Annotated in this window: 22 protein-coding genes; 12 read left to right on the forward strand and 10 right to left on the reverse strand. The window is 43.1% G+C overall.

All coding sequences use genetic code 11. The annotated features are described in order from the left end of the window. Positions 1-18: 18 nt before the first annotated feature. The 3 genes from guaA to ACO05P_RS01900 are packed head-to-tail and all read left to right on the forward strand — an operon-like array spanning position 19 to position 4,422. Positions 19-1,548 carry a glutamine-hydrolyzing GMP synthase gene (gene guaA, locus ACO05P_RS01890; protein ID WP_421753097.1) on the forward strand — a complete coding sequence of 510 codons (1,530 nt, stop codon included), beginning with the start codon at positions 19-21 and terminating at the stop codon, positions 1,546-1,548. After that, on the forward strand, positions 1,539-3,749 hold the full coding sequence (locus tag ACO05P_RS01895; RefSeq protein ID WP_421753098.1) for a LysM peptidoglycan-binding domain-containing protein: 2,211 nt from the start codon (positions 1,539-1,541) through the stop codon (positions 3,747-3,749). The genes guaA and ACO05P_RS01895 overlap by 10 nt, the downstream gene beginning before the upstream one ends. A 52-nt stretch (positions 3,750-3,801) precedes the next feature. Then, positions 3,802-4,422 carry a DUF2202 domain-containing protein gene (locus tag ACO05P_RS01900; RefSeq protein ID WP_421753099.1) on the forward strand — a complete coding sequence of 207 codons (621 nt, stop codon included), beginning with the start codon at positions 3,802-3,804 and terminating at the stop codon, positions 4,420-4,422. A gap of 3 nt (positions 4,423-4,425) precedes the next feature. Here ACO05P_RS01900 and ACO05P_RS01905 read toward each other — a convergent pair whose 3' ends face one another. The 3 genes from ACO05P_RS01905 to ACO05P_RS01915 all read right to left on the reverse strand — a co-directional run bounded on the left by ACO05P_RS01905 (position 4,426) and on the right by ACO05P_RS01915 (position 7,326). Continuing rightward, positions 4,426-5,895, reverse strand: coding sequence for a magnesium chelatase (locus ACO05P_RS01905; protein ID WP_421753100.1), 1,470 nt, complete (start codon positions 5,893-5,895; stop codon positions 4,426-4,428). A 1-nt stretch (position 5,896) separates the two neighbouring features. After that, positions 5,897-7,000, reverse strand: coding sequence for a vWA domain-containing protein (locus ACO05P_RS01910; RefSeq protein ID WP_421753101.1), 1,104 nt, complete (start codon positions 6,998-7,000; stop codon positions 5,897-5,899). 71 nt (positions 7,001-7,071) lie between these two features. Further along, on the reverse strand, positions 7,072-7,326 hold the full coding sequence (locus tag ACO05P_RS01915) for a DUF6952 family protein (protein ID WP_421753102.1): 255 nt from the start codon (positions 7,324-7,326) through the stop codon (positions 7,072-7,074). Between the two features lie 106 nt (positions 7,327-7,432). Here ACO05P_RS01915 and ACO05P_RS01920 point away from each other — a divergent pair, with 106 nt between their 5' ends. Continuing rightward, on the forward strand, positions 7,433-7,843 hold the full coding sequence (locus ACO05P_RS01920) for an OsmC family protein (protein WP_421753103.1): 411 nt from the start codon (positions 7,433-7,435) through the stop codon (positions 7,841-7,843). Here ACO05P_RS01920 and ACO05P_RS01925 read toward each other — a convergent pair. The 3 genes from ACO05P_RS01925 to ACO05P_RS01935 all read right to left on the reverse strand — a co-directional run bounded on the left by ACO05P_RS01925 (position 7,840) and on the right by ACO05P_RS01935 (position 11,046). Next, on the reverse strand, positions 7,840-9,120 hold the full coding sequence (locus ACO05P_RS01925) for a T9SS type A sorting domain-containing protein (RefSeq protein ID WP_421753104.1): 1,281 nt from the start codon (positions 9,118-9,120) through the stop codon (positions 7,840-7,842). The two genes, ACO05P_RS01920 and ACO05P_RS01925, sit on opposite strands and share 4 nt — an antisense overlap. A gap of 65 nt (positions 9,121-9,185) precedes the next feature. Further along, positions 9,186-10,259, reverse strand: coding sequence for a PA0069 family radical SAM protein (locus ACO05P_RS01930; protein WP_421753105.1), 1,074 nt, complete (start codon positions 10,257-10,259; stop codon positions 9,186-9,188). Further along, positions 10,249-11,046 (reverse strand): helix-turn-helix domain-containing protein, encoded by a 798-nt coding sequence (locus ACO05P_RS01935; RefSeq protein WP_421753106.1) that lies wholly within the window; start codon positions 11,044-11,046, stop codon positions 10,249-10,251. Before ACO05P_RS01935 ends, ACO05P_RS01930 begins: the two co-directional genes overlap by 11 nt. 122 nt (positions 11,047-11,168) lie before the next feature. Between ACO05P_RS01935 and ACO05P_RS01940 the strand changes: the two genes are divergently transcribed. Further along, positions 11,169-12,020, forward strand: a complete 852-nt coding sequence (locus ACO05P_RS01940) for a pirin family protein (RefSeq protein ID WP_421753107.1) — start codon at positions 11,169-11,171, stop codon at positions 12,018-12,020. Here the strand turns inward: ACO05P_RS01940 and ACO05P_RS01945 are convergent. Then, a complete protein-coding gene (locus ACO05P_RS01945; RefSeq protein ID WP_421753108.1) occupies positions 12,017-12,529 on the reverse strand; it encodes a hypothetical protein in 513 nt (170 codons plus the stop codon). The two genes, ACO05P_RS01940 and ACO05P_RS01945, sit on opposite strands and share 4 nt — an antisense overlap. 46 nt (positions 12,530-12,575) lie before the next feature. On the opposite strand from ACO05P_RS01945, the gene ACO05P_RS01950 reads away from it, so the two are divergent. The 4 genes from ACO05P_RS01950 (at position 12,576) to ACO05P_RS01965 (ending at position 18,432) form a co-directional block, all read left to right on the forward strand. Then, positions 12,576-14,462, forward strand: a complete 1,887-nt coding sequence (locus ACO05P_RS01950; protein WP_421753109.1) for an OmpA family protein — start codon at positions 12,576-12,578, stop codon at positions 14,460-14,462. A gap of 127 nt (positions 14,463-14,589) precedes the next feature. Next, positions 14,590-16,131 carry a hypothetical protein gene (locus ACO05P_RS01955; RefSeq protein WP_421753110.1) on the forward strand — a complete coding sequence of 514 codons (1,542 nt, stop codon included), beginning with the start codon at positions 14,590-14,592 and terminating at the stop codon, positions 16,129-16,131. Further along, positions 16,128-17,516, forward strand: a complete 1,389-nt coding sequence (locus ACO05P_RS01960; RefSeq protein ID WP_421753111.1) for a DUF5723 family protein — start codon at positions 16,128-16,130, stop codon at positions 17,514-17,516. Before ACO05P_RS01955 ends, ACO05P_RS01960 begins: the two co-directional genes overlap by 4 nt. 19 nt (positions 17,517-17,535) lie before the next feature. Beyond that, complete coding sequence (locus ACO05P_RS01965) at positions 17,536-18,432, forward strand: hypothetical protein (protein ID WP_421753112.1); 897 nt, start codon at positions 17,536-17,538, stop codon at positions 18,430-18,432. Positions 18,433-18,435: 3 nt separating this feature from the next. Here the strand turns inward: ACO05P_RS01965 and ACO05P_RS01970 are convergent, their stop codons facing one another. Further along, on the reverse strand, positions 18,436-19,713 hold the full coding sequence (locus ACO05P_RS01970; RefSeq protein ID WP_421753113.1) for a replication-associated recombination protein A: 1,278 nt from the start codon (positions 19,711-19,713) through the stop codon (positions 18,436-18,438). A gap of 100 nt (positions 19,714-19,813) precedes the next feature. Here ACO05P_RS01970 and ACO05P_RS01975 point away from each other — a divergent pair, with 100 nt between their 5' ends. Genes ACO05P_RS01975 through ACO05P_RS01985 form a run of 3 tightly spaced genes read left to right on the forward strand, consistent with a single transcriptional unit; the run spans position 19,814 to position 21,691 of the window. Beyond that, positions 19,814-20,593 (forward strand): rhomboid family intramembrane serine protease, encoded by a 780-nt coding sequence (locus tag ACO05P_RS01975; protein ID WP_421753114.1) that lies wholly within the window; start codon positions 19,814-19,816, stop codon positions 20,591-20,593. Continuing rightward, a complete protein-coding gene (locus tag ACO05P_RS01980) occupies positions 20,544-21,050 on the forward strand; it encodes a hypothetical protein (protein WP_421753115.1) in 507 nt (168 codons plus the stop codon). Before ACO05P_RS01975 ends, ACO05P_RS01980 begins: the two co-directional genes overlap by 50 nt. Then, positions 21,047-21,691 carry an NAD-dependent epimerase/dehydratase family protein gene (locus ACO05P_RS01985; RefSeq protein WP_421753116.1) on the forward strand — a complete coding sequence of 215 codons (645 nt, stop codon included), beginning with the start codon at positions 21,047-21,049 and terminating at the stop codon, positions 21,689-21,691. The genes ACO05P_RS01980 and ACO05P_RS01985 overlap by 4 nt, the downstream gene beginning before the upstream one ends. Here the strand turns inward: ACO05P_RS01985 and ACO05P_RS01990 are convergent. Together ACO05P_RS01990 and kdsB are read right to left on the reverse strand one after the other, a co-directional pair. Beyond that, positions 21,688-22,443, reverse strand: coding sequence for a TIGR02757 family protein (locus tag ACO05P_RS01990; RefSeq protein ID WP_421753117.1), 756 nt, complete (start codon positions 22,441-22,443; stop codon positions 21,688-21,690). The two genes, ACO05P_RS01985 and ACO05P_RS01990, sit on opposite strands and share 4 nt — an antisense overlap. Then, on the reverse strand, positions 22,433-23,188 hold the full coding sequence (kdsB, locus tag ACO05P_RS01995) for a 3-deoxy-manno-octulosonate cytidylyltransferase (RefSeq protein WP_421753118.1): 756 nt from the start codon (positions 23,186-23,188) through the stop codon (positions 22,433-22,435). Before kdsB ends, ACO05P_RS01990 begins: the two co-directional genes overlap by 11 nt. Positions 23,189-23,209 lie beyond the last annotated feature (21 nt).

Raw genomic sequence — 23,209 nt, forward strand, 5'->3', positions numbered from 1 at the left:
AAGAAATACCTTTGCCGCATGCAAGAAAAGATTCTGATTCTCGATTGCGGTTCGCAATACACGCAATTGATCGCCCGCCGGGTTAGGGAGTTAAATGTTTACTGTGAGATTCATCCTTATAATGCTATTCCTGAGCTAGATGACTCCGTTAAAGGCCTAATTGTAAGCGGTAGTCCATTTTCGGTGAATGATGTAGATTCTCCTGAAATTGACCTTAGTGCCTTTCGTAACAAAATGCCCGTGCTGGGAGTATGTTATGGTGCGCAGTATTTAGCTAAGCTGGATGGTGGTAGAGTAGAAGCCTCCGAGACGCGTGAATACGGTCGGGCGCATCTTGAAGAAATTCAGGCTCAGTCTCCTTTAATGCAAGGTATGCCTGCCAACTCTCAAGTATGGATGAGTCATGGTGATACTATTTTAAAAACCCCGGAAAATTTTGAAATTATTGCCAGTACTCGCGATGTTCGAGTGGCTGCCTATCATATTCAAGGTGAGGATACTTATGGTATTCAATTTCACCCCGAAGTTTACCACAGCACTGATGGTTTACAACTCATCCGCAACTTCCTGGTAGATATTTGCCAGTGCAGTCAGGATTGGACTCCAATCTCTTTTGTGGAAGATACCATCGAGCAAATGCGGGCCAAGCTCGGAAATGATCGCGTGGTTTTAGGCTTAAGTGGTGGGGTAGATAGTACCGTTACCGCGGTATTATTGTCGGAAGCCATTGGCGATAACTTGCATTGCATCTTTGTAAATAATGGTCTCCTGCGTAAGAATGAATTCGAGGGAGTATTAGAGCAATATAAAGGCATGGGCCTAAATGTGAAAGGTGTGGATGCTTCTGATCGTTTCTTATCGGCTCTAGCCGGAGTAAGCGATCCAGAGCAAAAGCGCAAGATCATTGGTCGCGTGTTTATCGAAGTGTTTGATGATGAGGCCTCAGCCATTAAAGAAGTAAAATGGTTGGCTCAGGGTACCATTTATCCGGATGTGATTGAATCCGTATCCGTTAAAGGTCCATCCGCTACTATTAAATCCCATCACAATGTGGGAGGTTTACCGGATTTCATGAAATTGAAAGTGGTAGAACCCATGAATACCTTATTTAAAGATGAGGTTCGCAGAGTGGGATCAGCATTGGGAATTCATCCAGATTTATTGGGTCGTCATCCATTTCCTGGCCCTGGTTTAGCCATTCGTATTTTAGGGGATATCACCGCCGAGAAGGTGCGTATCCTTCAAGAGGTAGATGCCTTGTTTATCAATGGATTACGCGAACATAACTTATACGACTCCGTATGGCAGGCTGGTGCTATTTTATTACCAGTACAGTCGGTAGGCGTAATGGGTGATGAGCGAACTTATGAACAAGTGGTAGCCTTACGGGCGGTGGAGAGCACCGATGGCATGACCGCAGATTGGGTACATTTGCCTTATAACTTCCTGGCGGAGGTATCAAATAAAATAATTAACCGGGTAAAAGGCGTTAACCGGGTGGTATACGACATTAGTTCTAAACCCCCCGCAACTATCGAATGGGAATAATCACGAAGCATTTCAGGTATCTTCTTTTTTTCTGCCTAATCGGTCTCAACCTCTTTGGGCAGGGCAAAGCGCGTATTCATGAGGTTCAAGCCAAAGAAACTCTCTATGGTATTGCTCGTCAGTATAATTTCACTATTGATGATTTGATTTTCTTTAATCCTGATTTAAAGGATCAGGATTTGAAGGTCGGAATGAAATTAGTGATTCCGAGCGATGAGCGCATTGCCGCAATCAAAGCGGAGCGCGAAAAAGCCATACAGGATAGCTTGCTTTATACCTATCATAAGGTCCAGAAAGGCGAAACCCAGTTTTCACTTTCTCAGCAATATGGTATAAGCATTGAAGAAATGCGCAAGCTTAATCCTACTATGGAAGAGCAGGGAGGACTGCGAATTGATCAAATCGTTCGTATTCCCCGAGACCCTGAAAAACACCAGGCCTTTCAAAATGAAATGGCGGCCTTGGATACCGGTACCTTTAAGGTGGAAGGGGATTGGTTCTATCATCGCGTACAACGTCAGGAAACGGCTTGGTCTCTTTCTAAACGCTATAAAATTAGCCTGGATAGCTTGTATCTGCTAAATCCAGAGGCCAGTAATGGTTTACTGCTTAATCAATGGTTAAAGCTACCCAAAAACCGCAAGCAATATCGTCCGGTTTTGGTTGATCCCTCCCTGCCAGAAGTAGTGGAAGGTAGCAAGAATGAAAAGCAACAAAGGGAAGAGCTGGAGCGCATAGAAGATAAGGTGGATACCACCTATGCAGAAGGAGATTTAGCGAATAGCAATTACTTCCTTTACAAAGTAAAAAGTGGTGATACCTTCTTTAGCTTAAAGCAGCGATACGATGTAAGTCAAGAGGAGCTTTTGGCTTTAAACAAAGAGTTGCAGCGCGGTTTGGTGGTCGGTAAATACATTGTGGTCCCCAAAAAGAATGGGTCGCGCGAGTTGACCTGGCTGGAAAAAATCCTCAATGATAAACGTGAAAGTGAGAAGAATACCGCGGTGGTTAAAAGTGAGGAAATCAAGCCGGTTCTGCGCAGCAGAGAGTTAAGCAAGGCTGAAAATCGCGATACAAACCTCATTGACATTAATAAGCAATACCGCATTGCAATTGTATTACCCTTCCGAAGTGATTTATACTCGGATACCCTTTCCGTAAATGCCTTTAAGCCCCATCGGGATACTGAAATGGCCACTCAATATTACCTCGGGTTTCTAATGGCTGCAGATTCTTTACGGGCCATGGGCATGAGCATTAGGCTTCAAGTATTTGATAGTCATGCCAGTATGAAGGATATCCCCAAATTGGCAAGAAGCATTGATTCTATGCAGGCCGATTTGGTCGTAGGTCCGGCATATGGTCGCCTGGTAGAAGCTATGGCTGATGCATTGCGGGAAAAAGATATTCCGGTAATTAGTCCTTTAAGTGCTGGGGTAGAGGTTAAGAACCGTACGAATCTCTATCAGGTGGTACCGGCATCGAGTAGCAAGTATATGCGCATTGCCAAAATGATCAATGAGCACTATGCAGAGGCGCATATCATTTTTGCACACTGTGGCTCGGAGGCCGAAAAGCAACAAGTGCAGCTTATCAAGGCGCACCTGAATCCTCGTAGCAAGAATTTTATCACCTCCATGGTGAGCTGCGAAGAATTGCAAAGCCGTTGGGATCTTAAGGATCGTATGACGGAGAATGAGGGGACTAAGGTGGTAGTCTTACTAGGTGAAGATCCCGTTTTCCTGAGTGATATTATTTCCAAACTCTATGTAATTCGAGATACCAGTATTACCGTGGTAGGAAGCCCCAGATTACTGAACTATCCAACCATGGAACTCAGCTATTTAAATGCCTTGCACTATCATACCTATGAGTTTAGGGATATTAATTATGCTGATAGTGCCACTCGGGTTTTTGTAAAGGATTTCAGGGCCAACTTTAATGCCGAACCTGGGCCTTTTGCTTTCCAGGCTTACGATGCAGGGATGTACTTCTTACCTAAATTGTGGCGCTTTGGATTTCAATTTCCCTATCATTTAAAGGCAGAGCAGAAAAGCAGCACAGGCTACGAATGGGAACAATTACCCGAAGGAGGTTGGGAGAATACGCACTATTTTATGAATAGGCTCCGTAATTTCCAAAGCCAAAGAATGGACTCCAAGCCTTTGATGCCTGAAAAGGTCGAAGGTTTAAGTGAGTAAGTTCACAGAAAAAGCGTCGCTTAGAGACTAACTTAGATGAAAATTCTAAGTGATGTTACGTATAAAGATGGGCGCTCTGATGATCGTTTTTTTGCTGCTGGGCGCCTGTACCAAGGAAGATACCTTGGCGAAGCAAAACACCAATACGACAGATCCCACGATTAGCGAATCTGAATCTTCCTTACTCTTTATGTTGGAAGAAGAAAAGTTGGCACGAGATACTTATCTGTACCTCGATAGCCTATATGGCTACCTGAAAGTGTTTAAAAACATTTCTTCCAGTGAGCAAAGGCATATGGATTTTGTAGCCAATCTCTTAGATAGCCGTTCTATATCCTATCAAATTCTGGATCAAGGATCTTTTGCCGACACAAGCTTGCAAGCTTTTTACAACAGCTTTAAGCTGAAAGGGCAATTGGGTCTTGCAGAGGCCTTGCATATTGGCGCTACCATTGAGGATCTTGATATTTACGACCTGCAAAATTTTATCGCAGATAGCCAGGATCAGGCCTTGATAGATCTCTATGAAACTTTGATCTGTGGTTCAGGGAATCATATGCGCGCATTTGTCTCCAATATGGAAATGCAAGGACTCAGTTACCAGGCTCAGTTTTTAAGTCAAGCTGAAGTAGACAGTATTTTGGCTGGCAGCCATACCCATTGTGGACCTTAGCTTTTAAAGTTCACCGCTCCTCAAATAAGAACTAAAGAGGTCCGCGAAATTGAAGCCATCCTCTAAGCGCTCTTTATTTAATCGCGAATATTCGGAGAGGGCCCATAGAACTAATTCCATTAAGAAGTAGCGATCTTCTTTTGCTGCATTGCTTTGGTAGGCATCCATGAGATTATTTAGGGGTCCGATGCCTTCCAGAGCTTTTTGGTATTCGGCATCGCTCCATTCAAAAAGCATGTCCAAGGTTTTACCTTGAGCAAACCAGTCGATTAGTGCCTTATAGGGATTATTCTGATCACTGGATTTAAGATCTTCCAGAGCCGGGAAATATTCGGGAAGAATGCTCTTCACTGCCGCTCCGATCAAATTTTCGGCTACAATTCCCGCTCCTTCTTGCTCGCCTTCATACACCAATTCTACTTTGCCGGTAATAGCAGGGATAATGCCCATAAAGTCCAATAAACGTACTTGAGTTTGCTTACTGCCATCAATAAGCGCGCGTCGCTCGGCAGTACTCACCAGGTTCTCCAAGGCTGAGATGGTTAAACGGGTAGAAACCCCGCTCTTCGCATCGATATATTCGTTTTCCCGCGCTTCAAAAGCAATTTGTTCCAGTAGTTCCAGAGCGGGATCAGGGATGCCAACGCGTTCACTTTGCTCCAATTGTAATTTGGCTTCCTGACGGGTAATCTCCCTTGCCGTTTTCCGGTCTTTGGGGTAATGCGTTAAAATTTGACTGCCAATCCGGTCTTTTAGTGGGGTAACGATGGATCCTCGATTGGTATAATCTTCTGGGTTGGCGGTAAATACAAATTGTACATCCAGAGGTAAACGGAGTTTAAAGCCTCGAATCTGAATATCGCCTTCCTGCAAAATATTAAAGAGTGCTACTTGAATACGTGCCTGAAGGTCGGGCAGCTCATTAATCACAAAAATGCAGCGATGCGCACGGGGGATCATTCCAAAGTGAATGCTCAATTCATTAGAATAGGAAACCTTTAAATTGGCCGCTTTAATGGGGTCCACATCTCCAATAAGGTCGGCAATGCTCACGTCCGGAGTGGCCAATTTTTCGAAATAGCGATCATCCCGATGTAGCCATTTTATTGGGCTATCATCCCCCAATTCAGCGATGCGATCTTTGGCCCAGCGGGAAAGCGGAGCTAAGGGATCATCATTGAGATCACTGCCCTCAAGTACGGGAATGTATTCATCCAGGAGGGCGGTCATTTGGCGCGCTAAGCGGGTTTTGGCCTGTCCGCGTAAGCCCAGGAAATTGATGTTATGACCGGCTAATAGAGCTCTTTCCACATCCGGAATAACCGTATTTTCATAGCCGTGAATGCCTTTAAATACCTTTTCTCCGGCTTGTAATTTGCTAATCAGGTTTTGGCGAATCTCAGTTTTGATATTGCGACTCTGGTAGCCACTTTTCTTTAATTCACCTAAGGTTTTAATCTTGGAGTAGTCCATCTTAGTTTATTCTACGCTTGCGATTGTTTTCGTAATCCTGAAATATAAAATCACCCAGCCCATTGAGGCCAGTGTAAAATGCTTTGCCCTTATTGGCTTGCGTGAAATGCTCTACAAATTGCTGCAAATAGGGATCCTGAGCAATCATAAAGGTGGTGATGGGAATGCCAGCTCGACGGCAAGCGGCCGCGCGATTATAGCATTTGCCAACAATGTAATCATCTAAGCCAAAGCTGTTCTTATAATAGCTTCCATCGGGTTCATGCAAACAGCTGGGCTTCCCATCGGTAATCATGAAAATTTGCTTGTTGCTGTTTTTCTTTTTCCGCAAAAGGTCCATGGCTAAATCCAAACCAGCTACCGTATTGGTATGATAGGGCCCTACCTTTAAATAGGGCACTTCTTCCAATTCAATTTGCCAGGCATCATTACCAAATACAATGATGTCCAGCGTATCCTTGGGGTAGCGGGTTTTGATAAATTCGGCGAGTGCTAGTGCCACACGTTTGGCAGGAGTAATGCGATCTTCACCATAAAGAATCATGGAATGACTGATGTCAATCATCAAAACGGTGCTAAGCTGAGCCTTGTAAAATTGCTCATTCACCACCAGGTCATCCTGACTCATTCTCAAATCATCAATGCCATTATTAGCATAGGCATTTTTGAGACTCTGAGGCATATCAATTTGCTCCAGGCTGTCGCCAAATTGATAGGGGCGATGGTCACTGCTGTTTTCATCACCAGGACCCGCATGTTTGGTTTGATGATTTCCTTGTTGGCTTTTCTTAAGCTTGCCAAATACCTGTTCTAAAGCTCGATGTCGAATGGCACGTTCTGTTTTGGCGGTCATCGCTAATCCAGAACCACCACCATCATCAATCTCTTCTCGAAGGAAACCTTTCTTTTTAAGGTCTTCGATAAAGTCGTCGATTGTATAATCTTTGGTACTCAGCTCGTACTCCTGATCCAGAGCACGCAGCCAATCTATAGCCTCGTCCACATCGCCACTGGTGTGCAAGAGGAGTTCTTTAAACACTTCCAGCAGGCGATCAAAAGTACTTTGACTTTTGCCTTTGTACTCACTAAAACGCAATCCTTGCATAAGGGGAAATTCCTACAATTAACCCGAAGATGCAAGGAAGGTTTCAAGCTTTTAATGATGAGCTGATGACTTTAATTTATAGAGCCCATAACGCGCTCCATAAACTGGTTGAGCGCTTCTTTGCGGGGAGTTCCTGCTTTTATGGCCTTGTGTACTTCTAAGGCACCATAAAAGTTAGACATCAGCTCGCCAATGGTTTCCAGTTCTTCGTCTTTCAATCCTTTGGCATCAGCCATATGCTCTAAAAGCTCAATACTTTCATGAACCCAATCTTCGTCATTGGCTTCAATAAAATCTACGGCATGTTTGATGATCGGTAGGCGCATGTTCTTTTCGTTTTGACAAAAGTAATATAATGTATTACTATGTGTTTTTATTAATTGATAAGAATTAACTATTGGTTGAAATTGTACCTTGCGGCAAAATCTTCGAATGGGAACAATAAGCAAGGTACGCTATCAGGGCGCTCTGCGCAATGACTTAGAGCACTTAGCCTCGGGGCAAATTATGCAAACCGATGCGCCTTTGGACAACAATGGATTGGGGCAGGCATTTTCACCTACCGATCTACTAGCGACCTCCTTAGCTTCTTGCGCCCTTACGGTGATGGGAATTCGAGCCCATCAGGAAGGCTTTGATCTGGAAGAATGTGAGGCAATTGTAGATAAAGTTATGGCCAGTGAGCCTCGTCGGGTGGCGGCTGTTCAAGTGAGAATCCGACTAAAGGCCAATTGTTCCGATAAGATGCAAAAGATTTTAGAAGGGATAGGTCGCAATTGCCCGGTAGCTAAAAGTTTGAGTTCGGAGCTTGAGCAAAGCTTTGTATTTGAATGGCTGGATTAAGGGATCAATAAATTACGCTGGCTACTCTGACCATCCTTAAAATGGATCTGAACTTTGTAGAGTCCGGAGCGTAAATCTTGCACTGAATAGCGCTCCATATTGCAGTACTCCTTCATTTGATTTCCGCGTAAATCATAAATCACAATGCGAACAGGCTTTTTTGTACTCTGTATTTTGAAATAGTTTTCACTGGGATTAGGAAAGAGTTTAATCTCGTGCAATCCATAGTTTTGGAGTCCAATGTTTTGCCCCTGGCGGTATACATCCTTGAAACTCATTTCGGCAAAGAGATAGCCACCAGCACGTCGAATACTTTTCACGGCATTGGTACCAAAGGGATCGATAGGTAAATTGTTTTCTTGAAGGCTCCAATTTGCACCGGCATCTGCTGAATATAAAATTCCCACCTTTTCATTAGCTCCCTTGGATTTTAGTCCCAGCCAAATTTCGTTGCCTTCTGCATACATGCAGCTAATACCGCGCTTTTGACCAAAAGCACCGTTTCCTAAGATACTCTGCAGGGCGATGGTATTCCAGCTATTACCGCGATTGTCTGTCCAATACAGGTTCCAGTCCTGATTGGCATCGGTGGTGGCCATATAAATCTTTTGTGCTGTACAAAAGAGAATACTGGCCAAAGTGAGATTGGGCAAATTAGTATTGGTGCATGGAACGAAGGTACCACGAGGCTGACTCAAATAGTAAAAGCTGCCCCCTATAGAAGCCCAGAGGGTATCATGATACACTTCAAAGCCATTCATGAAATTGCCATTGGCAAAAGCATCAGCATGATAGACTGTGGAGTCTTTATGCCGCCAATAAAAGGAATTTGGGGTGTTCAGTTGATAAAAGAGATAGTCTCCCATTTGTTGCGCTTTCAATACTCGCGCACGATAGCTCTGGCTGATGGCGCTAAGGGGCATGCCCACAGTATCGATGATCCAATTTTGACCTTGGTTTACGCTGTAGTACTGTATTCCTCCGGCTGCGGCCGATACCAGGGTAGAAGCATATAGCTTCTGATTGTGACTGTAAAATTGCACCGGTATTCCGTTAAAAGCAGATTGCGCTAGAGTGTCCCAAGTATTTCCGTAATCGTCAGAATATTGCAAACCGCTTAAATAAGTATGGACATAAAGTCGACCTTGAAAATGCGTAAATGCATCTATGGCTTCAATATTGGGATTGTTGAGAGCCTTAGTAATTCCGCAGGAATCCCATTGACTGTAAGAGGAGAAGGAGTAAAGCAGGAGCAAACTGAGTAGAACTTGGCGCATCTTACAATTTTAATCGCAAAGCTAGTAGGCGCTTAATCGCAAGGCCATAAGGCATTTGCCCTATTTTAGTCGAAAAGTTGGTACTGTCCCTTTGGCATTCTCCGAAAAGCCTGGTAATTGTAATCGCTTAATTCTCTTTGAGCAAAGTAGCGTTTACGGGCCAGTACTATACTCTGTTTAATTTGTTCTGCCATCTCGCCATGGCCATGCATTCGCCTCCCAAATTGCGAATCATTCAATTGGCCATCATGACTGGCTGCCACCAAATTATAGACCTTTTGATAGCGATCAGGATAATGCTTTTCTAACCAGCTTAGGAATACATCCTTAACCTGCCCATTAAGTCTTAGAATTGTGTAACTGATATTTCGCGCTCCGGCTGCGGCAACTTTTTCAGCGATATTCAATACTTCGTGGCTATTGAGACCAGGAATGATAGGCGCTATTAAAACTTGGACCGGAATACCCAAATCACTTAATTTTTGGATCAGAGCCAGTCGACGATTTGCAGTGGCAGTGCGAGGTTCCATTTTCCGACGTAAACTTTCATCCAAACTATTCAGGCTAAAAGCCACTTGCACCAAATTGAGCTTATTGAGTTCAATCAGCAAATCCAGATCGCGCTCAATGAGGGTATTTTTGGTTACAATACCCACGGGATTGCGGTATTCCAAGAAAACCTTTAAAAGGGAGCGGGTAATGCCTAACTTTCGTTCCAGAGGCTGATAGCAATCGGTATTGCCAGATAGCATAATCGCTTCCGGCTGCCAGGAGCTTTTTTCAAAATGACGTGCAAGGAGGTCGGCTGCATTTCGCTTCACCAGAATTTGTCTTTCGAAATCAAGACCGGCATCTAAGGCCCAGTAAGTGTGAGTATTGCGCGCATAGCAATAAGAGCAGCCGTGTTCACATCCTTGATAGGGGTTTAAACTCCACTTATGGCCAAGGTCGGGGCTCAATACGGCATTCACAATGCTTTTAGCATTTACCTCGGTGTATTGAGTGGCTTCATCAGCCCAGGGGTCTTCTCCATTCTGATGCTGCCATTCCTGGTATTCAGGATCTTCTATATACTCACGCGACTCAAAAGGATTTGGTACTTTCTCCTGGCTACCTCTTCCACGCCTTTCAGGCTTCATTTTTCACCTGTTTTTTTAAGTCCCGTAGTTCCGCTTTAAGCTCATCTATTCCTTGCATCATTTTTTGATAATGCAGGTCTTGCAGGTCTTTTTCCCCAGGCACTTGAAAGCTTAAAATACCTTTGGCCCGCCATACTTCAAGGATTTCCAGGGCATCCAAATAATAGGGTTTGTATTCTGTATTATCAGATTTGAGAAGCAGGCGATTTTTAGAGCTCAGCTCATTTTCAATACGCTTGTAAACAATGCCATCATTAAGGGTAAGTAGTATGTAGCAAGCATTATTCTTTAGGGTCTCCCAATTTTCTTCAAATTCCCCTATGATATAGGATCCCGGTTGAACCGGCAACATAGAGTCTCCTTCAATTTGAAAAATCCGCAGGGTGCCGCTTTGCTGTAATTCGGGCAGGGGAAGGCTTATTGATTTTAAGCCTTCGATATATTCTGTATCTGCATAACCTTGGGTGTATCCGGCTGCAGCCTTTTGGGGAATCAGGCTAATTAACTCTCGGCCGGATGCTTCCACGGCCACCGGTAAAATTCGCAAAGGGTAATCGCTCCGAATCGGACTGGGACTTTTCTGATCCAATTTTTTATAAAGTAGGGCTTCGAGCGAAACCCCAAACAAGTGGCAAAAAAGCTGCAAGGTATCCAAACGCGGTTCTGAACGGGCATCTTCATAAGCACCGATTAAGCTGCGGTTCACATTGAGCTTTTCAGCAAGCTGAGCCTGGGTCCAGCCTTTTTGCTTGCGTAAAATCCGAATATTAGGTCCGAGTTGTTTCAAGAGAAAAAGATTTGTTGCTAAAATAAAAAGAATGCTAAAAATATAAGAATACTTTACTTTTTATTTTCCACATTTTAATTGAACATTTGATCTTTGTAACTGTCAATTCCCAAAAACAACTCATGCGTAAGATTATTCGAATAAGCGATGCCATGACTGCCCACATGCCTGGATTAAAAACCTGGCGTGCTTTACCGGTACCGGGCATCTCGCAGCTCGATCCCTATATATTCCTTAACCATCATGGCTATGAAGAGTTTCCTGCCAATAACCAAGGATTGCCATTCGGTCCGCATCCCCACCGGGGTTTTGAAACCCTCACCTTCATTGTAGAAGGTGAATTGGTGCATCAGGATAGTCAGGGTTTTTCCAGTAGAATATTGAAAGGTGGCGTACAATGGATGACCGCCGGAGCCGGAATTATTCATTCCGAAACCTCTTCCGATGAATTTCTGGAAAAGGGCGGACCCATGGAGATCTTGCAATTGTGGATCAATTTACCCGCGGCTAAAAAAATGAGTCCTGCTCATTATCAAGGATTTCAAAAAGATGAAATTCCAGAGCTTAGAATAGGAGAGGGCTTCAAGCTCAATTTAATATGCGGTACCTACAACGGTACTGAGGGTCCGGTGCAAAGTCCTTATCCTCAGTTCATGAGCACTTTGGAGGCTCCTGCCGGAAGTAAACTACATTGGGATGCTAAGACGGAGCAAATATTCTTTTACTTGGTCAAAGGCTCTATTAAGGTCAATGGTCGTGAAATGAATAAACGTCAGCTTGCGCAATTTGAAGACAATCCTGGTTTCTTGGATATCGAAGTATTGGAAGATGCTTACATCATTTTAGGTGAAGCGGAGCCTATAAATGAACCGGTAGTTTCTTATGGTCCATTTGTAATGAATAGCGAAGCGGAAATTCAGCAGGCCATTATGGATTATCAGTCCGGTAAAATGGGCCGCTGGACTGAGTCTTAATTTTGACCTGGAGGTAAAACTCCACCGGCGGCGATCCAGATCGAATCCAGGCGTTGTATATAGCTTTCCCAGCCCGGGATGCTATCTAATAAGCTAAATTGAATCGCATGATCACTGTTGTCCTTTTTCAAGTAGAGATCAATATTACAACCATCAGAGGGCAAATTGCCTGATTGATAATTCAATTGCTGGAAGGCACTCATATCCAAATTGTAGTATAAGCTATCTAACCAGGCCAGAGGTACATAAAAGGCCGTATCAATTAGAGTATCATGTGGTGCCTCGCCCCAGCCTTGAATGCGTTGGTAAAGATGTATGCTATCACGACTTATACGTAGGGTATCGGCTCGCGTATTCCAGCCGCAGGTTAGGGCATATTCGATTTCTATGCTGGGAATTATCACCGTGTCGTTAAGGTCAGGTGTTCCTGTTTGACTTTCTTCCTTCCGGCAGTTTTGTAAAAGGAAAAGCAAGAGGAAGAAGAAGCTTAGTCGGATTGCATTCTTCATATTTGCAAGATTCTTGTTTAGGAAGGTATACACTAATTACGTTTTTATGCATCGCCTCGTTTGTTTTCTTCTTTTCTTTTTTTCCATAAGCCTGCTTCAGGCTCAGAATCGCGATGCACAGAAATACATGACCAAAGCCAGGGAATATGTTAAGGAGAATGAATTGGAAAAAGCCTTAAAAGCTCTGGACGATGCATTGGAAGAAGATCAGTCTTTTGTTGATGCATACCTCTTCAAAGCGGATATCTATAATCAATTAGGAAATTCAGATAGTGCTTTGTATCAATATGAAAAGGCCCGCCATTACGATTTTCCTTATTACCTCGATTTTTTTCAGGGACGCCAGCTTTATGGTATGAAGCATTACGAGGAATGCATCCCTTTTTTAGAAAACTATTTACAGCATCCCAGGGCAAATAGTCGCTATCAGGAGGAGATCGAAAGAATGATAGCCAGTTCCAAATTTGCTTTAGAAGCCTTGAAGAAGGTGATAGAATACAATCCCAAGAACTTAGGACCCAATGTAAATACCGAAGAGCTGGAATATTTCCCCAGCATTTCAGCTGATTCTCGCACATTGGTATTTACGCATCGATCGGAAAACGGTCAAAAGTTAGATGAAGATTTTTGGTATACCCGGAGGGATAGTGCCGGGGCTCCCTGGTCGGAAGCACAAATGCTCCTCGGTCAGTTAAATACTCCTGGAAATGAAGGCGCCCAAAGCTTAAGTGCAGATGGCGAGCTAATATTCTTCGCTGCTTGTGATCGCCCTGGAGGCTTGGGAAGCTGTGATATTTACGCTTCTTTTCTGGGCCCGAATGGCCAATGGTCCAAGGCCATTAATTTGGGGCCAGCTATTAATTCGCATTTATGGGAAAGCCAACCTTCGATATCACCCGATGGTCGCACTTTGTATTTTGTGCGAGGTCGCAGTGGCACGGATCCCAATATGGATATTTACTATAGTGAGTTTAATGGTAAGATGTGGACGAAATCCCAAAGGCTTCCTGGAAAGGTAAATACCGCATCACAGGAAACTTCGCCTTATATCCATTTTGATAATGAGCATTTGTATTTCAGTAGCAATGGGCATCCAGGAATGGGAGATTTAGACTTTTTTGTATCGGAAAGACAGGTTGATGGTACCTGGGGTGAACCTATAAATTTGGGGCATCCTATTAATACTTCATTTCAGGAATTCAGCTTAATTGTGGGGCCGGATGGTCGCACTGGCTTCTTCAGTTCTGATGCCATGGAAGAAGGATTCGGGAAACTAGATTTATACGAATTCAGATTACCGGAAGCGGCTCAAGCGCGCCCCATTGCCTATGTAGAGGGAAAAGTTATTGATAAGGAAACGCGTAAAAGCTTGAGAGCTCCACTTAAGTTTATTGATTTAAGTGATAGCACGAAGGTCGTTCATGGCAGTAGCAATAAAGAAGGTGCATTTTATGCCGTATTAGCCGCTCGTAGCGATTATGGATTGTCAGTTGCTCTGAAAGGCTATCTTTTTTATTCTCGCAATTTTGCATTGGCTGAACAAAGCAGGGAAGAGGCTCTGCATTTATTAGTCGAATTAGTACCTATTGCCAAAGGGCAAAAGGTAATTCTGGAGAATATCTTTTTTGAGTTCGATTCCTTTCAATTAACAGATCGAAGTAATCAGGAATTACGCGAAATGGTGCGCTTTCTGGAGCTGAACCCAGATTTACGTATTCGACTGGAAGGGCATACGGATAACCAGGGATCGGATTCCTACAATATTGAATTAAGCAGCCAAAGAGCCAAGGCGGTATACGATGCATTGGTAGCTTTAGGAATAGATGCCAATCGGATGGAATATCAAGGAAAAGGGAGTAAGGAACCTTTGGTAGCAAATGATACGGAGCGGAATAGAGCTCGTAATAGACGCACCGAACTACATATCCTATAAAGCGGAATTCCCTGTAATTCGATAGGTAAAACCCTCTTTTCACTCAGACTCTGTGGGACTTAAGCGCACAATTTCGCATATTTGTGCTGAACATTTGTTGTAAAAACTATCTTATCCCACTCGTTCTATGAAGAAAGTTGGCCCCTTGGCCTTACTGATTTTCATTGTTTTTGCTTGTAACAAGGAGCTTGACTTTGATATGATTAATGATATCGAGGTGAAGAGCTCAGCTACAGTCCCTCTGGCAAACCTGACTTTAAGTATTGAAGACCTGGTTTCCGACATTGAAGACTCCACCCTGGTGGTAGATCCCAGTAATGCCCTCCGTATTTATTATCGTCAGGATTCGGTATTTACTTATTCTATTGATGACATTTTAACTATTCCAGATCAGGACCCTTTACCACTTCCAGTGGATAAAACGCAGCCTACTTTCGATTTGGATGTTGCTTTGGGAACCATTGCCGGGGCTCAATTATACGATGCCACTTTTGAAAGTGGAAAGATTGAGTTTACGGTGAATAGTAATGATACCGTTCAAGCGGATACGCGTTTTCGTTTTACTTACCGAAATGCAACATTAAATGGTGCCACCTATGTGGATACCTTTACTCTGGCTGCAGGAACCAGTTCTCTAATCGATTCTTCGGATTTGGATGGTTTAGTGTTTGATTTTACCAATGGTGGAAATTCGGTAAATGCCTTGAGTATTGGCTTAGAGCTTATTGATACGGCCAATGTAAATCCTGGTAATGTCATTATCTGCGGTGTAGCCATGCAAAACTTAAGAGTAGCCGTTGCCAATGGTTATTTTGGAGACCGTGTTCAAGCAGCGCCTCCTGGTGATTTTGATTTTAAGATCAATGGATTAGAACGTTTTACCGGAGGTTTTTACCTGACCGATCCACGTTTGACTTTAATTACCAATTCTACTGTAGGTCTACCGATTGAGATTGTAACCGAGTTTATCGGTGAGAATAATGATCGTAAGCGGGTAGCATTGGATAATGATCCTTTCTTAATACAGGCTTCACCAGCGCCTGGTGTAGTGGCGGTTTCCAATTTAAGTTTGGATCCAACCAATTCGGATATCACGGATTTCCTGGCCAATATTCCACAAAAGATTTACTATTCCGGTAGCATTCAGATTAACCCCAATGGGCCATCTGCCAATCCTAACTTTATATCGAATACCTCTAATGTGGTTCTTGATTTTGAAGTGGATGTGCCCATGGAATTCCGTTTGGAAGACATGCGTCTGGACCAAACAGTGGAAGATATTGGTGCTGATTTAGAGAATCTGGACAATTTGGATGAATTAACCGTTTTCTTTCAGTCCGAAAACCGCCTTCCATTTGACCTTAATTTAAGTGTATCATTTATCAATGCTTTGGGCGATAGCATAAATGGCTTTATTCTGCCATTGCTTAGCGCTGCACCGGTAGATGGAAATGGTCGTGTAACCGGTCCCACTATCGAAGAAAATCCGGTGGTTTTTGACCGGGATATGATTGACGATTTCTTGAAAATTCGTGATCTGCGCTTTGTAGCTTCAGTGAATACGACCAATAATGGTCAAACTAGTGTGAAGCTTTATTCAGACTATGACTTAAAGATTAAAGCAGCGATGCAAGCTAAGGGTAACTATCAAATTTCTGGTGACCAATGAAAAAGTTAGCACTATTACTTTTGGGCCTGGGAATTTCAGTTGGCCTTTCCGCGCAAAGCGATATGATGTTGTACAATTTTAATGCTATCCCGCAGGTACATCATACCAATCCCGCCTATCCTCAACAGGCCAAATGGTATATCGGATTACCCGCTATTTCAGGCATTAGTACGCATTATCACAATTCGGGTTTTGCTTTAGTAGATATTTTCGAAAAGGGTACTGATATCAATCAGAACCTGGCTGAGCTTAGCAATAATTTAGATGAGCGCAGTCAGTTGAACTTGAACAATCGTGTTGAACTACTTGGTGTAGGTTTTAAAACCGGAAGGGGCTTTGTGACTTTGGGAGCAACCCAGAATATTGACTTTAAAATGGACCTTCCGTATGAGCTGTTTCAAATTCTATTTAGCGGTAATGGCAGTATTACCAATCTGGATTTGAACACCTTTGATTTGGAAACCATCAATCGAACCAATTTCTATTTGGGCTACCAGCACAAACTTTTACAAGACAAGTTAACTATAGGTCTTAAGGCCAAGTACATTTTTGTTCAGCAGCATGCCTATATCGATCGAATGAATTTGAGCTTGCGTAATAATGGTAATTACAACATTAAGGCGACTTCTGATATATTAATTCGGACCTCCGGACCTTCCGCATTTGAATCTTTCGAGGATCAGGAAATTATGGACATTGCCTTACCTAATAATACGGGCTTTGCCTTTGATTTTGGGGCCTTCTACCAAATCAATGACAAATTCGATGTAAGCGCTTCGGTCCTCGACTTGGGAAGTATTACTTATACTTCTTACAATCGAGATTATGTAAGTGAAGGAACCTTTGATTTTGAAGGAGTGGAAATAGATCTGAGTAAGGATGACTTTAGCAATGTGGGCAATGCCACTGCAGATAGCCTGGAGAAGGCCTTTAATTTCCGCGAAGAGGATGGGAATACTTATTCACGTTCTTTGATGAGTCAGGCTTATGCTTCTTTTAATTATCATTTAACTCACAAACACAGCTTTGGTGCTCTTTTCCATACACGTATTTGGAATGGCGAAATGTTTAATGACTATGGTGTTAATTACGTTGGCCGATTGTCTCGTACCTTCCAATTCACCGCTGGCTACTCTATTATCAACGGCACCATGCATAATGTAGGAGCCGGCTTCGATTTAAAATTGGGTGCCGTGCAATTGTACTTGATGTCGGATAATGTTATGGCAGCAGATTATGCTACCGTGCAGACTACCAATTTCCGCTTCGGTATCAATTTAAGTTTTTATGGAAAGCGTGCTAAAAGCATGACTAAACAGAAGGAAAAAGTAAAGGAACAAAAGGAAGAAGCCGCAGAAACAGCTTCTTTACTCTATAAATTTTAATCTAAATCCCATCCCAATTATGAGAAAGTTTAACTACAAATTCTTAGGACTTGCCGCTTTGGCAATGGCCTTTACGGCCTGCGAAGACGGCGATCTTACTTCTACTGGTGAGGTGGAAGCTGCTATGGGCGAGCTCTATGTTACAGCAGAGAGTAATGTTAGTCAAATCTATCGCAATGTAGATGAGGCTATGCGTACCTTCGACTTTAGCGCCAACCCATCCGTTCCCATTACCATCGACAATGCTACTTTCGATCGCGATGCTTCCGATCCTAATAAGTACATTTTGGATTACGGTACCGGTACTGCTACTCGCGGGAAAGTTATCGAAGGCGCTATTGAAATGACTCTTACGGGTACAGGTTATTTGGACATGGGTTCAACTGTGGATGTTAGCCTGGTAAATTTCAAGGAAGATGATAAGCCCGTAAGTGGAAGTCTTTTCGTTGAAAATATGGGTAGCGATAAATTCGATTTGGATGTTACTGCCTTTACCATGGAAGACAATACTTCTGCTGACGATGGTGGCCCCAAGACTTTCGTATTAAATACGGATAAGTCTATGCAATGGACTGCAGGTTCTGCTACTCCTGATGATGTAAGCGATGATGTTTACACTATCTCAGGTACTGCAGATGCGACTTATGACAACAGCAACTATTCTTTCGATGTGGCAATCGGCACTCCTATGGTAATTGACAATACTTGTTCATACCGTTTAACCGAAGGGGTTATCGACCTGGATATTGCTACAACTGTAGATCCTAATCCATTAACCTTTAATAAAGCTACTATCGACTTTATTGCTGGTGATGGTGGTAATCAGGATGGCTGTGATAAGTTTTTCGATATTATGTTGAAGAATACCGAAACAGAATCAGAAATCAGCACTACTCGCCAGTTTAATGGCTTCTAAGACTTATTTCTTAGGATAATATTTGGGCCAGCGTTGTTGCAAAACTTCGCTGGCTTTTTTTTCGGCCGGATTATCAGCGGGCTGATAAAATACCTCACCGCTTATTTCTTTAGGGAGAAATTCCTGATCCACAAAATGCCCAGGATAATCATGACTGTATTTATAGTCTGCTCCGTAATTTAAGTCCTTCATCAATTGAGTTGGGGCATTGCGCAAATGCAAGGGGACCTGAAGATTACCTTCTTGCTTTACGCGTGCTTGTGCTTCACCTATCGACTTGTAAGCAGAATTGCTCTTGGGTGAATTGGCTAAATAAAGGGTACATTGGGCTAGTGGAATTCGTCCTTCGGGCCAACCGATTTTATGCACGGCATCAAAGCAGGCATTAGCTATAAGCAGGGCATTAGGATTAGCCAGACCAATATCTTCTGAAGCGAGAATAATTAATCGACGAGCAATAAAACGAGCTTCTTCACCACCTTCAATCATTCTTGCCAACCAATAGATCGCCGCATTGGGGTCACTACCACGAATAGACTTGATAAAGGCAGATATTACATCATAATGCTGCTCCCCATCCTTATCGTAACTAACGGTGTGATTTTGCAAAATTCGGCTTACCGATTCATTGGTGATTTCGGCTCCCGGTCCTAATTGGCCAGCTACCAATTCTAAGTTGTTAAGCATTTTTCGTGCATCGCCACCACTGTAGCGCATTAAAGCTTCCGCTTCCTTAATGCTGATATTTTGGGCTTTTAACCAATCATCTTTTTCCAGAGCACGATTAAGCAACTTTTGCAATTCGGCAGAATTTAGGCCTTCCAAAACATAAACCTGACAGCGCGAGCGCAAAGCGGGAATTACTTCGAAACTTGGATTTTCAGTAGTAGCACCAATAAGAACGACGGTACCTTTTTCAACGGCGTGTAATAGACTGTCTTGCTGTGATTTACTAAAGCGGTGAATCTCATCAATAAATAGAATGGGAGACTTTCCTTGTGCGAACAAACCCTGGCCCTGAGCCTTTTGCAGGACCTCACGTACTTCTTTAACCCCACTGTTAATGGCACTGAGGGTATAAAATTTCCGTTGCGATTGTTCGGCAATTAATTGAGCCAAAGTGGTTTTACCTACTCCAGGAGGTCCCCAAAAAATAAGAGATGGAACCAGATCCCTATTAATTAGTAATCGCAATTGACCTTCAGGGCCTAGGAGGCTCTCCTGACCAATTACTTCATCAAAACTGCGGGGACGAAGGCGTTCTGCCAAAGGTTGATTCATGCTGCAAATTTTGTGAAATTGAACTGTTTTGAAAGACAAATTGACCGAAATATAAATCTAGGAAAGCTTGGAATTCTTTTTGGTATCTTCAATTTAAACAATGACAAATTCTCGCAATCATATTTGGAAGGATCTATTCCAATTGCTTCGCCAAGCTTACGCATGGATACCTTTATTGAGCATTGCTATTCTTGCCATAATTTACTTTTTAGATGAGCAGTTTCAACTGCGTCTCTACGAATTTGGGCTAAAACCTAGAGATACAAATGGTCTAATTGGACTTTTCACTTCTCCACTTATCCATGGGGATTTGAACCATCTTCGCAATAATAGCTTATCGCTGTGGGTCTTAAGTACTGGCCTTATTTACTTCTACCCACGAAAAGCTCTACCGGTAATATTGATATCCTGGTTTTTATCAGGATTAGCCATTTGGTTTTGGGGTAGACCGAATTATCATATAGGGGCCTCAGGATTAATTTATGCCTTAGCTGCATTTATTTTTATTTCAGGATTGTTAAGGGCCCATCCTAATTTATTAGCGCTAAGTATGTTGGTGGCCTTTTTGTACGGGAGCATGGTTTGGGGTATGGTGCCTGCAGATCCCCAAATTAGTTATGAGGCCCATGTGGCAGGAGCAGTGGTAGGCGGGCTTTTAGCTGTATATTTCCGTAATTCACCACCAAGAGATTTTCCGCGTTCATTTAGTTATGACGATATAGATGACGATCTTAGTGAAGAAATTGCCCGCTATGGTCCGGATTACTGGAAACAAAATACCGATGACCAAAAGGGTGATATAAAGGTATATTACCATTACACTACAAAGGATGAAGAAAACCTGGATAGCAAGCCTGATTCTGTTTCTGATCGGTCTTAGTACCACTTCAGTACAAGCCCAAGCTTATTTGTATGTAGAAAAAGGAAGTGAATTTCCGGATCACCGATGGAAGCAAGGCGAAAAATTGCAAATACTCTTATCTGATGGTGAGGATAGCTTTTGGCAGAAAGGCTACTTTAATGGGGGAGACTCGGCAGGACTGGTGCTAGGCACAAAATACTATACCTGGAATCAAATTCTGGGAGTACGATACAGCAATGGTCTTATACCTTTCTTTGGCAAAGCGGCCATCGCAGGGGCTGGGCTATTTACGGGTATCTTTACGGTTAATAGTCTAATTAATGATGATCGGCCAATTTTAACAGAAGGTCAGATTTACCTGGGGGCCGGATTACTGAGTGCCGGTCTTATCTCCAAATTATTTTGGTACAAGGTGCGGAAGATGGAAAAAGGCTATCAGCTGCGCATTATTAATATGACGGAATTAAACGGATGAGCAAGGCGGTAATATTAGGGGCTTCAGGCCTGGTGGGATCCTTCCTTTTGGAAGATTTAATCGCCTCTCCTGAAATCGAAAAGGTATATGCCTTGGGGCGAAGACCCCTAAATAATGAAAGTCCGAAATTGGAACAAGTCACCGGTGATTTGATGAGTGAGGATTTTTGGGAGCTTTCGCTGGATGCGGACCTGCTCTTCATTTGCATAGGTACTACCAAAGCTAAAACTCCTGATGAATCCTGGTATTTTAAAATAGATCATGGCATTCCGGTGTCTGCTGCCAAATGGGCTAAAGCCAAGGGATTGAAACGACTCCTGGTGGTTTCTTCATTAGGTGCTAATGCAGAATCTTCTAATTTTTATCTGCGAACCAAGGGACAAATGGAGGAGGATGTACGGAAATATGGTCCGGAAAGCATAATTCTACGTCCTTCTATGATAATGGGCCCGCGTCAAGAAACACGTCCTTTGGAGGCAATCGCCATGTTTATCTTTCGAATATTAAATCCATTGATTCCGAAAAAATACCGAGGCGTAAAAGCCAGAGACATTGCCCGGGCGATGTATAATTTGAGCTTAGCAGAGACCGCACCGGAATTAGTGCTCTCCAAGGATATTCCTAAAAAAGCACGTTCTTAAAATTTCTCGAATATACCTAAGCCAAAAAGGGCAAAGTCGTATTTGACGGGATCTACTCGGTCAAAATTTAGCAGACTTGTTCGGAGTTCCTCATTGGCTTTCCAGTCATTGGCCTGCCGTTTTAAAAGCCCCAATTTTCGAGCAACCCTGCCGCTGTGTACGTCCAAGGGACAATAAAGTGCTGAGGTATTAATCTGTTGCCAAAGCCCAAAGTCAACCCCGGCAGTGCTTGGCCTAACCATCCAACGCAAATACATATTCAAGCGCTTGGCTGCAGAGTTTTTAAAAGGACTTGAAATATGCTTTTCGCTTCTAGGTGCATGTGGAATGCTAAACATGTGTTCTCGAAACTGCTCAATCCCCGCTTTCATGCCTTTGGGATGATTAAAGGCCCTTTCTAATCCGCCCTTATCCTGATAGATATTTTTCAGGGCCCGAAGAAAAAACTGTAAATCTTCCAATTGAAAAGTGCGATGCACAAAAGGAGGGAGGGCCTTTAAGTCAGATTCCTCATGTTGCATCACAAATTCAAATGGTGCTTCATCCAAAAGCTCGGCAATGTTTAAGGCCGAACGGATAATACTCTTGCGATTGCCCCAAGCGATGGTGGCCGTAAGCAAGCCCATGATTTCAATATCCTCTTTTCGACTGTAGCGATGTGGAATTTGAATGGGATCTTCATCCAAAAAGCTTCGGGCTTCATATTGAGCCGCTTTGCGATCCAGAAAATCTTTTAATTCTTTAATCTTCAAGGTCGGCAATGATTTTTTGGACCATGGCCAAATCTTCAGGCGTATCTACCGAAAGGCTCTCCACCTCACTATAACCCACTTTAATTCGTCCGCCATTTTCCAACCAACGGTTTTGTTCTAAGGCCTCTGCCTTTTCGAGCGATGATGGAGCGAGCTGTGCAAATTTTTCGAGGGCTTCTGGCCGATAAGCATATAAACCAATGTGCTTGTAAAAGGTATGAGCACCAAGCCATTCAGAGTAATCCAGATCCCGAATAAAAGGAATTAATTGTCGGGAGAAATAGAGAGCCTCATGATTCTTGCTCAGGGTAACAAAGCAGCCACTGCGGTTATCTAATTCTGCCTGTGTTTCAATGGCCTTAACAAGGGTGCCTAATTCACAATTTGGATCTTGAAAAAGCCCGGTTAAAGTTTGCAGTTCGGAAGGCTCCAATAATGGTTCATCCCCCTGTACATTTACAATAACCTCTGCCGGACCATGTTCGGACTTCCATTTTTGATAGGCTTCCAAACAGCGGTTCGTCCCCGTACTATGCTCTTTAGAAGTAAGTACAACCTCTCCTCCAAAAGCCTGAACCGCTTCAACAATTCGCTGATCATCTGTTGCCACTACAACCTGATCCATCGCTTTTAAGGTTCTTTCATAAACCCGCTGAATCATGCTCTTGCCATGAATTTCGGCCAGGGGTTTTCCTGGGAGGCGGGAGCTTTGATAGCGCGCCGGAATGATTGCCAGTACCTTCACATTTAAATTTTTTCCAAATTA

It is taken from the genome of Croceimicrobium sp. (assembly GCF_965228705.1).
Lineage (GTDB): Bacteria > Bacteroidota > Bacteroidia > Flavobacteriales > Schleiferiaceae > Croceimicrobium.